Source organism: Streptomyces sp. NPDC054813, assembly GCF_053611365.1.
The window spans coordinates 1-13,881 of record NZ_JBSHAF010000024.1; the positions used below are offsets into that span (position 1 = coordinate 1).

Consider the following 13,881-nt stretch of genomic DNA (forward strand, 5'->3'; position numbering starts at 1 on the left):
TTCCATTCGCCGTTGATGGATCCGGTGTTGGGGCGGTTCCGTGAGGCGATCGCCGGGGTCACCTTCAGCACGCCGAGCATTCCTTTCGTGTCCACGGTGGCGCTCGACACCGCGCCCGTGGACATCGATTACTGGGTGCGTAATGTCCGTGACACGGTTCGGTTCGCCGATGCGGTTGCCCGCCTGCACGAGCAGGGTGTGACGAGGTTCGTGGAGGTCGGTCCGGATGCCGCGTTGACCGCCGTGGGACCGGATTGTCTGTCGCAGGACGCGACGGCGGCGTTCGTGCCGTTGCTGCGTCGCGGGCAGCCCGAAGTCCGTTCGGTGGCAGCCGGGTTGGCCCTGTTCCACGTGCACGGCGGCGTCGTCGACTGGGCGTCGTATCTGCCCGCCGCGGCCCGGGTCGACCTGCCCACCTACGCCTTCCAGCACCGCCGCTACTGGCTGGAGTCGGCCCCCGGCGGTAACCTCGCCGCCTCGGGTCTGCTCCCGGCCGGTAATCCGCTGCTCGGTGCGGCCACCGCGCTGGCCGGGTCGGACGCGTATCTGCTCACCGGCCGGCTCTCTGTGGCGTCCCAGCCCTGGCTGGCCGACCACCGTGTCAATGGCGCGATCGTGCTGCCCGGCGCGGCGTTCGTGGAGCTGGCGGTGCAGGCCGCCGACCGTGTCGGTTGCGACCGGGTCGAGGAACTCGTGCTGCGGGCGCCGCTGGTGCTGACCGACACGGGTGCGGTCCGGCTGCAACTGACCGTCCGCGAGGCCCAGGACTCCGGCCGACGCGCCGTGGAGATCTACTCTCTGGCCGAGGACGCGTCCGAGGACGAGCCGTGGACGCTGCACGCCACCGGCACCCTCGCCCTCGAACCACTCGAACCCGTCGCCGCCGAAGAGGTCTGGCCGCCGCGGGACGCCACCCCGGTGGCCGTAGCTGCCGCCTACGCCGATCTCGCCGCTCGCGGCCTCGGCTACGGACCGGCGTTCCAGGGGCTGCGCGCGGCCTGGCGGCGGGGTGACGTGGTCCTCGCCGAGGTCGCCCTGTCCGACGAACTCCGCGAACGGGCCCGGGGTTTCGGGCTGCATCCCGCTCTGCTGGACGCTGCCCTGCACGCGCTCGCGCTCACCGACGACACGGGCAACGCGCTGCTGCCGTTCTCCTGGTCCGGCGTCCGGCTGCACGCCGCCGGAGCGGCCGCCGTGCGGGTGCGGCTCGCACCCACCGGTGCGGGTGCCTTCGCGCTGGACCTGTTCGACGGCGCCGGAGCTCCGGTTGCCTCCGTCGAGTCGCTGACTCTGCGGGCCGCCGCCGGAGAGGGGGCGAGCCGGGTGCCCAGGGACTCGCTGTTCCGGCTGGAGTGGGACACCGTCCCGGCCCCCGCCGAACCGGCCGGCGGTCGGTGGACGGTGCTGGGTGCGCTGACCGAGTCCCTGGCCGCCGATCTGCGGGCCACCGGGGTCGACCTCGCGGGTGACGGGGCCGCCGACCTCACCGTGCTGGCCGTGCCGATGGGGGAGCCCGTCGAGGCGGTCACCGCCACCGTGCTGCGGCAGGTGCAGGACTGGCTGGCCGACAGCGCGGCGCCCGCCCGGCTGCTCGTGGTCACCACCGGCGCGGTCGCCACCGAACCCGCCGACGCCCCGGCCGATCCGGGAGGTGCGGCGGTGTGGGGGCTGCTGCGTGCCGCGCAGGCCGAACAGCCCGAGCGGATCGTGCTGGCCGACCTCGACGACACCGCCGGGTCCCGTCGCGCCCTGCCCGCCGTACCGGCCACCGGTCAGCCCCAACTTGCCCTGCGTGACGGCCTGTTAAGTGCTCCCAGGCTGGTCAGGCCCGAGCTGGTGCCGCCCGTGGAACCGCACTGGCGGCTGGCCGTCACCCGCCCGGGCACCCTGGACGCCCTCGCGCTGGTGCCCGCCCCGGCCGCGGCGGCCCCCCTGCGGCCGGGCCAGGTGCGTATCGCCGTACGGGCAGCCGGGCTGAACTTCCGTGATGTGCTCATCGCTCTGGGCATGTACCCCGGCGAGGTGGCCCTCGGCGGCGAGGGCGCCGGGGTGGTCACCGAGGTCGCCGACGACGTCACCGACCTGGCCCCGGGTACTCGGGTCACCGGCCTCTTCGGTGACGCGTTCGCCCCGGTCGCGGTGGCCGAGCGGGCGGCCGTGGCACCGATTCCGGACGGCTGGACGTTCGAGCAGGCCGCCGCCATGCCGATCGCGCACCTCACCGCCCGGCTCGGTCTGGTCGAACTCGCCGGACTGCGGGCCGGGGAGAAGGTGCTGATCCACTCCGCGGCCGGCGGTGTCGGCATGGCCGCCGTACAACTGTCCCGGCATCTCGGCGCCGAGGTCTACGGCACCGCGAGCGAGGGCAAATGGCAGGTGCTGCGCGACCTCGGCCTGGACGACGCGCACATCGCCTCCTCGCGGGACACCGGTTTCGCCGCGCGATTCGGCCCGGTGGACGTCGTACTGAACTCGCTGTCCGGTGAGTTCGTCGATGCCTCGGCGGGACTGCTGCGCGTCGGCGGGCGGTTCCTGGAGATGGGCAAGACCGACCTGCGCGACCCGGCCGACTTCCCGGACATCGACTATCTGCCGTACGACCTGATGCGGTTGTCGCCGCGGGAGATGCAGCGGTTGCTGGTCGCGGTGCTGGAACTGTTCGCCGCGGGGGCGCTGACCCTACCGCCGCCGTCCGTGTGGCCGGTCTCCCGGGCCGTCGACGCGTTCCGGCACCTCAGCCAGGCCCGGCACACCGGCAAACTGGTGCTCACCCTGCCCCACCGGGTCGACCCGCAGGGCACCGTCCTGATCACCGGCGGCACCGGCACCCTCGGCGGGCTGGTCGCCCGGCATCTGGTGCGCGAGCACGGCATACGGCACCTGATTCTGACCAGCCGCCGTGGCAGCGCCCCCCAACTGGAGGCCGAGCTCACCGAACTCGGCGCCGACGTGCGCGTGGTGGCCTGCGATGCCGCCGAACGGGACGCGCTGGCCGCGTTGTTGGCCGACATACCAGCCGAACATCCGCTGACCGCAGTGATGCACGCGGCCGGGGTCTCCGACGACGGGTTGTTCACCGCGCTCACCCCGGAGCGGCTGGCCGCGACGTTGCGGCCCAAGGTGGCCGCCGCACTGCACCTGGACGAGCTCACCCGCGGCCTGGACCTGGCCGCGTTCGTGCTGTTCTCCTCGGCCACCGGCATCCTCGGCGGCCCCGGCCAGGCCAACTACGCGGCCGCCAACGCCTGCCTGGACGCACTGGCCGGCCGACGGCGCGCCACCGGGCTGCCCGCCCAGTCACTGGCCTGGGGGCTCTGGGCCCCGCCGAGCGGCATCACCGGCGAACTCTCGGCCGCGGACCTGGCCCGGATGGCCCGCGCCGGAGTGCGGGCGCTCTCCGCCGAGGAGGGGCTGGCGCTGTTCGACACGGCGCTGGCCGTCGACGAACCGGTGCTGCTGCCGGCCAAGGTCCGGTTGCACACCGCCGACCCGGCGCTGCTGCCACCCCTGCTGCGCGGCCTGATACGCGGCCCGCGACGTCGTACCGCCGCGCCCGCCGGGCCCGGTACGGCCACCCGGCCCGACCGGCTCACCGCCGAGGAACTGCTGACCCTGGTACGCGCCGAGACCGCCGCCGTCCTCGGCCATGCCGACGCCGACTCCGTCGACCCGCAGGCGGAGTTCCGTGCACTCGGCGTGGACTCGCTGTCCGCGGTGGAACTGCGCAACCGGCTCACCGCGGCCACCGGCACCGCCCTGCCCGCGACCCTGGTGTTCGACTACCCGACCCCCGCCGCGGTCGCCGGACACCTGCGCCAGGACGCGCCGGAGGACAAGGCCGCGCCGCCTCCGGCCGGTGCCGGCGTCGACACCGACGAGCCCATCGCGATCGTCGGCATGGCCTGCCGGTTCCCGTCGCGGATCCGCTCCCCGGAGCAGCTGTGGCGGTTCCTGCTCGACGGCGGTGACGGCATCACCGAGTTCCCGGCCGACCGTGGCTGGGACCTGGAGTCGTTGTTCGACTCCGACCCCGACCGGCCGGGCACCTCCTATACCCGCCACGGCGGATTTCTGCGCGCCGCCGCCGACTTCGACGCCGACTTCTTCGGCATCAACCCGCGCGAGGCGCTCGCCACCGACCCGCAGCAGCGGCTGCTCCTGGAGACCTCCTGGGAGACCTTCGAACACGCCGGGATCGACCCGGCCGCCGTGCGCGGCAGCCGGACCGGGGTGTACGTGGGCGTGATGCGCCAGGACTACGGCCCGATGCTGCACCACGCCGCCGAGGGCGTGGAGGGTTACCGGCTCACCGGCAGCGCGGCCAGCGTCGCCTCCGGCCGGCTCGCCTACGCGTTCGGCCTGGAAGGCCCCACCCTGACCGTTGACACCGCCTGCTCGTCCTCGCTGGTGGCACTGCACCTGGCCGCCCAGGCGCTGCGCCGCGGCGAGTGCGACCTGGCGCTGGCCGGCGGCGCCACGGTGATGGCCACCCCCGGGCTGTTCGTGGAGTTCTCCCGGCAGCGCGGCCTGGCCGCCGACGGCCGCTGCAAGTCCTTCTCGGCCGACGCCGACGGCACCTCGTGGTCGGAGGGCGCCGGGATGCTGCTCGTGGAGCGGCTCTCCGACGCCCGCGCGGCCGGGCACCCGGTGCTGGCCGTGGTGCGCGGCTCCGCGGTCAACTCAGACGGCGCGTCCAACGGGCTGACCGCCCCCAACGGGCCGTCGCAGCAGCGGGTCATCCGCACCGCGCTGGCCACGGCCGGACTGTCCACCGGGGACGTCGACGCGGTGGAGGCGCACGGCACCGGCACCATCCTGGGCGATCCCATCGAGGCGCAGGCCCTGCTGGCCACCTACGGCCAGGGCCGGGACGGCGAGCCGCTGTGGCTCGGGTCGGTCAAGTCCAACATCGGGCACACCCAGGCCGCCTCCGGTGTCGCCGGGATCATCAAGATGGTCCTGGCCCTGCGGGAAGGGCTGCTGCCCCGCACCCTGCACGTCGACGCACCCAGCCCGCACGTGGACTGGGCCTCCGGCGCGGTGTCCCTGCTCACCGAGGCGCGGCCCTGGCCGGAGACCGGCCGGGCCCGCCGCGCCGCGGTGTCCTCGTTCGGCGTCAGCGGAACGAACGCGCACATCGTCATCGAACAGGCGCCGGCCGAGGCACCGCCGCGACCGCCGGCCCGCACCCCCCTGCCGCTGCCGGTCGTGCTCTCCGCCCGCACCGGGGCGGCCCTGCGCGCACAGGCGGCCCGGCTGCTGACCCACCTCGGCGACCACCCGGATGTCGAACCGGCCGCGTTGGCGCACTCGCTGCTGACCACCCGCGCCGCGCACCCGCACCGGGCGGCGGTGCTGACCGGTCCCCGCGCCGGGGGCCACCATGGCGGGGATCACCCCGGTCCGGCCGATCCCCGGCCCGGACTGGCCGCCCTCGCCGACGGCACCCCCGACGCCGACGTGGTCACCGGCTTCGCCGCGGACGCCGGGAAACTGGCCTTCCTGTTCCCCGGCCAGGGCTCCCAGCGCCTCGGGGCCGGCCGTGAACTGGCCGCCGGGTTCCCCGCCTACGCCGAGGCGTTCGACGCGGTGTGCGCCGAACTCGACCGGCACCTGCCCCGGCCGCTGCGCGAGGTGCTGTTCGCCGCCGAGGGCAGCCCCGAGGCCGCCCTGCTCGACCGCACCGACTTCACCCAGGCCGCGCTGTTCGCCGTCGAGGTCGCCCTGGTCCGGCTCACGGAGAGCTGGGGGCTGCGCCCGGACCTGGTGGCCGGCCACTCCGTCGGCGAGATCGTCGCCGCACACATCGCCGGGGCGCTCACCCTCCCCGACGCCGCCAGGTTGGTCACCGCCCGCGGCAGGCTGATGGCGGCGGCCACGACAGGCGGCGCGATGGTCGCCGTCCAGGCCACCGAGGCCGAACTCGCCCCGCTGCTGGCCGAGTACGCCGGGCTGGTACGGCTGGCCGCCGTCAACGGTCCGAGTGCGGTGGTGGTGTCCGGCGACGCGGGCGCGGTCGCCGAGATCGGCGCGCACTGGCGTGAACGCGGCCGCCGTACCCGGCAGTTGCGGGTCACCATGGCCCCGCACTCGCCGCATGTGGACGCCATCCTGGCCGAGTACCGGGAGATCGTCACCGGTATCCCGTTCAGCGCGCCACGGCTGCCGGTCGTGTCCACGGTGACCGGGGCACCGCTGTCCGAGCGGGAGATCACCGACCCGGAGCACTGGGTGGCCAACGTCCGTGACAGCGTGCGGTTCCTGCCCGCGGTACGCGCCCTGGCCGAGGCGGGGGCCACCGCGTTCGTCGAGATCGGTCCGGCCGCCGCGCTGACCGCCATGGCCCGCGACTGCCTGACCGCGACCGAGCCCGCCGCCGGGTCCGCCGCCGGGTCCGCCAACGAGCCCGCCGCCGGGTCCGCCGACGAGCCCGCCGCAGGGTCTGCCGACGAGCCCGCCGCCGGAACGGTCGTGCTGCCCACCCTGCGTGACGGCCGGGACGAGATCCCGGCCCTGCTGGACGCGCTGACCCGCCTGCATGTGCACGGCATCTCCGCCGACTGGGCCGCGGTCGCCGAGGACCGCGCGCCGACGCCGGTTCCGCTGCCCACCTACCCGTTCCAGCACCGCCGGTTCTGGATGACCGGCGAGACGGCCGCAGACGCCGGCGCGGCCGGTCTCGGCACGATCGGGCACCCGCTGCTCGGCGCGGCCGTCACGCTCGCGGACGGGGCCGGGGTGCTGTTCACCGGGCGGCTCTCCACCAGCGCCCAGCCCTGGCTGGCCGACCATGTGGTGGCCGGCCGGATCGTGCTGCCCGGCACCGCGTACGTCGACCTGGTCGCCCGCGCCGGGGACGAGGTCGGTTGCGGCCGGATCACCGAACTCACCCTGGACACACCACTGGTCCTGCCCGAGCGGGGCAGCGCCGTACTCCAGCTGGTGCTCGGCACGCCCGACGAGCGGGGCCGCCGGACGGCGAACCTGTACTCCCGGGCCGAGGCGGGTACCGCCGACGAGCCGTGGACCCGACACGCCACCGGCACCGTCGGACCGGCGGACGACAGCGCGCCACCGTTGGGCGAGTTGCCCCCGGCCGAGTCCGAGTGGGGCGAGCCCGGCGGGCTGTACGAACTGCTGGCCGACCGTGGCCTGGCCTACGGACCGGCGTTCCAGGGCCTGCGCCGGGTCTGGCGGCACGGCGAGGAGCTGTACGCCGAGGTCGCGCTGCCCGCACCGGGCGAGCCCGCCGGCTTCGGGGTGCACCCGGCGCTGCTGGACGCCGCGTTGCACGCGCTGGCCACCGACCCGGAGGCGTCCTCGGCCGCCCTGCCGTTCGCCTGGACCGGGGTGACCGTGCGGCAGCCCGGCGCCGACACGCTGCGGGTGCGGCTGACCCCGGCCGACGGCGGCTACGCCATCGCCGCGTACGACGGCTACGGCGCCCCGGTGCTGACGGCGGACAGCCTCACGCTGCGCCCGATCCCCGCCGGACTGAGCGCCGGCCACGCCGGGACCGAGGCACTGCACACGGTGGCGTGGACGCCGGTGCGCACCGCAGGCGAGGGTTCCTCCCCGACCGAACCGAGCACCGGAACCGAGGGCTACTCGTCCACCGAACCGTCTGCCGAAGCGTCTACTGGACCGTCTGCCGAAGCGTCCACCGAACCGTCTGCCGAAGCGTCTACTGGACCGTCTGCCGAAGCGTCCACCGAACCGTCTGCCGCCCCACCCACCGAGCCCACTACCGGCACCGAGGACCCCGCGCCCGTCCGACTCGGCGCGGACCTAGACCTCACCGCGGTGACCGACCCGGGCGGGTGGCTGCTCGCCGCGTCGCCCCCCGCCACGAACGACCCGGCCGGCATCGCCACCGCCACCCACCGCGTCCTGGCCCTGCTGCGCACGTTCCTGACCGAGGAACGGTTCGCCGACACCACGCTCGCCCTGCGCACCACCGGAGCCGTCGACGGCACCGACCTGGGCGCCGCCGCCGTCTGGGGTCTGGCCCGCTCCGCCCAGTCGGAGAACCCGGGCCGGATCGTGCTCCTCGACAGCGACGGCAGCCTGCCCGACCCCGTTGCCCTGGCCACCGGCGAGCCCCAACTGGCCGTCCGGGACGGCGTGGTGCGCGTACCCCGGCTGATCCGCGCCGACGCCGGCGAGCCCGCCGTATGGCGCCCGGAGGGCACGGTACTGATCACCGGCGGTACCGGCGCCCTCGGCTCGGTACTGGCCCGGCACCTCGCGGCCGAGCACGGCGTACGGCATCTGCTGCTCACCGGCCGCCGTGGACCCGACGCCCCGGGCGCCGCCGAACTAATCGCCGATCTCGCCGAACTCGGCGCCACCGCCCGGGTGGTGGCCTGCGACGTCGCCGACCGGGACGCGCTGGCCGCGCTGCTGGCCGGTATCCCCGACGCGCACCCGCTGACCGCCGTGGTGCACGCCGCCGGTGTGCTGGACGACGGCATGCTCGCCGCGCAGACCCCGGAGCGCATCGACCGGGTGCTGCGGCCCAAGGCGGCCGCCGCCCTGCACCTGGACGAGCTGACCCGTGGTCAGGACCTGGCCGCGTTCGTGCTGTTCTCCTCGGCCGCCGGGATCCTGGGCAGTCCCGGGCAGAGCAACTACGCCGCCGCCAACGCGGTCCTGGACGGCCTCGCCGCCCGCCGTCGCGCGGCCGGCCTGCCCGCGGTGTCGCTGGCCTGGGGCCTGTGGGCCGGAGGCATGGGCGACACGGCGGACGGCGCCGCCCGGCAGCGCATCGAACGCCTCGGGGTGGTGCCGCTCGAACCGGCCGAGGGCATGCGGCTGTTCGACGCCGCCGTACCCGGCGCGAACGCCCTGGCCGTACCGGTCCGGCTGAACCTGGCCGCGCTCCGCGAGCAGGCCCGCACCGTCCCGCCGGCCCCGGTGCTGCGCGGTCTGGTCCGGGTCCCGGCCCGCCGCATCACCGGCACCGGCGCGCTCCGGGCGGCCTTCGCCGGGCTCGACGAGGCCGCCCGCGGCCGGCTGGTGCACGACACCGTACGCACCGCGGTCGCCGCCACCCTCGGCCACGGCAACGCGGCCGACCTGGGCGACCGGCGCGCCTTCGCCGACCTCGGCTTCGACTCGCTGACCTCGGTGGAACTGCGCAACCGGCTGGCCGCCGGCACCGGCCTCGCGCTGCCCGCCACCCTGGCCTTCGACCACCCGAGCATCGCGGCCACCGCCGCCTACCTGCTGCGCAGGCTCACCGCGGCCGCCGCCCCGGCGCCCACCGCACCCCGCCGCGCCGGGCCGGCCGACGAACCGATCGCCATCATCGGCATGGCCTGCCGCTACCCCGGCGGAGTGCGCTCCCCGGAGGACCTGTGGCGACTGGTGACCGCGGACGGCGACGGCATCTCGCCGTTCCCCGCCGACCGCGGCTGGAACACCGAACAGCTCTACGACCCCGACCCCGACCGCGCCGGGCGCACCTATCTCACCAAGGGCGGATTCCTGCACGACGCGGCCGAGTTCGACGCGGGCCTGTTCGGTATCTCACCGCGCGAGGCCCTCGCCATGGACCCCCAGCAGCGGCTGCTCCTGGAGACCTCCTGGGAGGCACTGGAACGCACCGGCATCGACCCGATGTCCCTGCGGGACTCCGACACCGGCGTGTTCGTCGGCGTCATGTACCACGACTACGCCACCCGGCTCCCCAGCACCCCGCAGGACGTCGAGGGCTACCTAGGCGCCGGTACCGCGGGCAGCGTCGCCTCCGGCCGGGTCGCCTACACCTTCGGTCTGCAGGGCCCGGCGGTCACCGTCGACACCGCCTGCTCCTCCTCCCTGGTCACCCTCCACCTCGCGGCTCAGGCGCTGCGCGCGGGGGAGTGCTCGCTGGCGCTGGCCGGCGGCGCTACCGTGATGTCCACCCCCGGCACCTTCATCGAGTTCTCCCGGCAGCGCGGGCTGGCCGCCGACGGCCGGGTGAAGGCGTTCTCCGCCGACGCGGACGGCACCGTCTGGTCCGAGGGCGTCGGTCTGCTGGTGGTGGAGCGGCTCTCCGACGCGCGCCGCAACGGCCACCGTGTCCTCGGTGTGCTGCGCGGCTCGGCGGTCAACCAGGACGGCGCGTCCAACGGGCTCACCGCCCCCAACGGGCCCTCCCAGGAACGGGTCATCCGCACCGCGCTCGCCGCGGCCCGGCTGTCCCCCGCGGACGTGGACTTGGTCGAGGCACACGGCACCGGCACCGCCCTGGGCGACCCGATCGAGGCCCAGGCGCTGCTGGAGACCTACGGCGCCGACCGCCGACAGCCCCTGTGGCTCGGATCGGTGAAGTCGAACATCGGGCACACCCAGGCCGCCGCCGGCGTCGCCGGTGTGATCAAGGTCGTCCAGGCGATGCACCACGGGGTGCTACCGCGCACCCTGCACATCGGCGAACCGACCTCGCACGTGGACTGGTCGGCCGGTGCGGTACGGCTGCTCACCGAGGCACGGCCGTGGCCGGAACGGGAGGGGCCGCGGCGGGCGGCGGTGTCCTCGTTCGGGATCAGCGGCACCAACGCCCACGTGATCATCGAACAGGGCCCGGAGGTTCCGGTCCCGCAGCCGGCGCCCCGGCGGGTGGTGCCGGTGCCGTTGTCCGGCGACACCGAGGCCGCACTGCGTGCCCAGGCCGGCCGGCTGCGCACCTGGCTGACCGCCGAACCGGACGCCGGAGTCGGTGAGTTGGCGGCCGCCCTGACCACCGGACGCTCCGCGCTGACCCATCGCGCCGTGGTGGTCGCGGCCGACCGCGAGGACCTCCTCACCGGGCTGACCGCGCTGGCCGCCGGGGACACCGCACCGCGCATCGCCACCGGTACGGCCGGGGCCACCGGCCGCACGGTGTTCGTGTTTCCGGGGCAGGGGGCGCAGTGGGCGGGGATGGCGGTGGAACTGCTGGACTCCTCACCGGTGTTCGCCGAGCAGATGGCTGAATGCGCCTCGGCACTGGCTGAGTTCGTGGACTGGTCGCTGCTGGGTGTGCTGCGAGGCGAGGCCGGTCAGCCGTCCCTGGAGCGGGTGGACGTCGTACAGCCGGTGTCGTTCGCGGTGATGGTGTCCCTTGCCGCGCTGTGGCGGTCGTTCGGCGTCGAGCCGGATGCGGTGGTGGGGCATTCGCAGGGGGAGATCGCCGCCGCCTGTGTGGCGGGGGCGCTGTCCCTGCGCGACGCCGCGCTGGTGGTCTGCGTGCGGAGCGGGCTGATCGCCGGGGAACTGGCCGGACACGGCGGGATGGCGTCCGTGACGCTGCCCGCCGACCAGGTGACCGCCCTGCTGACGCCGGGTGTGACGGTCGCCGCGGTCAACGGCTCCGCCTCCACGGTGGTCTCCGGCGACCCGGCGGCCCTGGACCGGCTGCTGGCCGACTGCGAGGAGCGGGGCACCCGTGCCCGTCGTATCGCGGTGGACTACGCCTCCCACTCCCCGCAGGTCGAGCGGATCGAGGCACGACTGGTCGAGGCGCTCGCGGAGGTGCGCCCGCGGGCGGCCGACGTGCCGATGTTCTCCACGGTCACCGCCGACTGGGCCGACCCGACCACGCTGGACGCGGGGTACTGGTACCGCAACCTCCGGCAGACCGTTCATTTCGAAGCAGCCGTGCGCGCCTTGGCCGAGCAGGGTCACCGTGGCTTCGTCGAGGTCGGCCCGCACCCCGTGCTGACACCCGGCATCGACCAGACGCTGGACGAGGTGACCGTCGTGGGCTCGCTGCGGCGCGACGAGGGCGGCCTCGACCGGTTCCTGCTCTCCGTGGCCGAGGCACAGGTCGCCGGGCTCCCGGTGCGGCTGGCCGCCGCCCTCGACGGCACCCGGCCCGCCCCGCCGGACCTGCCCACCTACGCCTTCCAACGACAGCGCTACTGGCTGGCCGCCCCGGAGCACACCGGCACCGACGCGGCGGACGGCACGTTCTGGGCGGCCGTCGACCCGGCCGACCCCAAGGCACTGGCCGACCTGCTCGGGGTGCCGGCCGAACCGCTCGCCGAGGTCCTGCCCGCACTGGCCGCCTGGCGCGCCGCCCAGGAGACGACCGCCACCACCGACAGCCGGCGCTACACCGTGGGCTGGCGGCCCGTCGAGGCCACCGACGCGGTGCTGAGCGGCACCTGGCTGGTGGTCGGCCCGGACGCACCGGCCCTGGCCGAGGAGTGCGCCGCCGCGCTCAGCCGTGCCGGGGCCGAGGCCCGCGTGGTCGACCAGGACACCGTCGCGGCCGAGGCCGGCACGGCGACCGGGGTGGTCTCGCTGCTCGGCCTGGCCGCGGGCACGCACCCGGACCACCCCGCCGTACCCGCCGGGCTGGCCGCCACCCTCGACCTCGTGCGCGCCCTGGCCGACACCGGCACCGCGCTGTGGCTGGTCACCTCCGGCGCGGTCGCCGCCACCCCGGCCGACCGGCTGCTCCACCCCGAGCAGGCCATGCTCTGGGGCCTGGGCCGCACCCTCGCGCTGGAGCAACCGAAGCTGTTCGGCGGCATCGTCGACCTGCCCGAGGATCCGGGCCGGGGACTCCACCGGCTGCCCGCGCTGCTGGCCGGCACCGAGGACCAGGCCGCCGTACGCGACACCGGGCTGCTGGTGCCGCGCCTCGCGCACGCCCCGCTGGGCGGGCGCACCCCGGCCCGGCCGTGGCAGCCCAACGGCACCGTGCTGGTCACCGACGGCCTCGGCCCGATGGGGCTGCCGGTGGCCCGCTGGCTGGCCGCCAACGGCGCACAGGCGCTGGTCCTCACCACCGACGACCCGGCCGCCACCGCACCGGACGACCTCGGCGTCCCGGTCACCGTCAGCACCTGCGACCCGGCCGACGAGACCGCGCTCGCCGAACTGCTTGCCGCCGTCCCCGCGGACACCGCGCTGACCGCCGTGGTGCACACCGCGGGCACCCTGCGCTCCGGCCCGCTGGCCGGCACGGACCTCGCCGAGGTCGCCGCCACCCTCGACGCGAAGGTGCGCGGCGCGGCCAACCTGCACCGGTTCACCGGCGAGTTGGACGCCTTCGTGCTCTTCTCCTCCGTCGCGGCCACCTGGGGCGGCAGCGAACAGGGCGCCTTCGCCGCGGCCAACGCCTACCTCGACGCCCTCGCACAGCACCGGCAGGCCCGCGGGCTGCCCGCCACCTCCATCGCGTGGGGCCCGTGGGAAGGAGCCGGGTTCGGGGCGGCGGACGCCGGCACCGAGGCCCGGCGCCGAGAGGAACTGCGCCGCCGGGGCGTGCTGGCGCTGCCCCCGCAGGAGGCGCTCGCCGCGCTGGCCGACGCGGTGCGGCACGCCGACACCACCGTGACCGTCGCCGACGTGGACTGGGCCGGTTTCGCACCCGCGTTCACCGCCGCCCGGCCCAGCCCCCTGCTGGGCGACCTGCCCGAGGTACGGGACGCGCTCACCACCGTGACCGGTGAACCGGACGCCGCCGAGTCCCGGCTCGCCGACCGGCTGGCCGCGCTGCCCGAAGCCGACCAGCAGCGCGAACTCGTCGAGCTGGTACGACGGGAGGTGGCCGTCGTCCTCGGGCACGGCGACCCGGACGCGCTCCCCACCGGGCGGCCGTTCACCGACCTCGGCTTCGACTCGCTGGCCGCGGTCAACCTGCGCAACCGGCTCGGCGCGGCCACCGGCGTACGACTGTCGGCAAGCGCCGTGTTCGACCATCCGACGCCCGCCGGACTCGCCGACCACCTGCGCCGACAGCTGGTGGTGCCGGCCGCGACCGCCGTCGGCTCGCTGGACGAGGAACTCGACCGGCTGGCCGGGGTGCTGGCCGAGGTGTCCGGCGAGGACGACCGGCGGCGGGCACTGACCCGGCTGCAAGGACTGGTCGGCCGGCTGACCCCGCGCGCCGACGGCGGCCGC

Annotated in this window: 4 pseudogenes; all 4 read left to right on the forward strand. The window is 75.5% G+C overall.

The annotated features are described in order from the left end of the window. Positions 1-12 precede the first annotated feature (12 nt). Positions 13-1,809: pseudogene (locus ACWGJB_RS36965) on the forward strand (polyketide synthase dehydratase domain-containing protein); the annotation flags it as partial. Between the two features lie 18 nt (positions 1,810-1,827). After that, a pseudogene (locus ACWGJB_RS36970) lies at positions 1,828-7,485 on the forward strand (type I polyketide synthase); the annotation flags it as partial. Between the two features lie 53 nt (positions 7,486-7,538). Beyond that, positions 7,539-7,682: pseudogene (locus ACWGJB_RS36975) on the forward strand (hypothetical protein); the annotation flags it as partial. Between the two features lie 142 nt (positions 7,683-7,824). Continuing rightward, positions 7,825-13,725 (forward strand): annotated as a pseudogene (locus ACWGJB_RS36980) (type I polyketide synthase); the annotation flags it as partial. Positions 13,726-13,881: the final 156 nt, after the last annotated feature.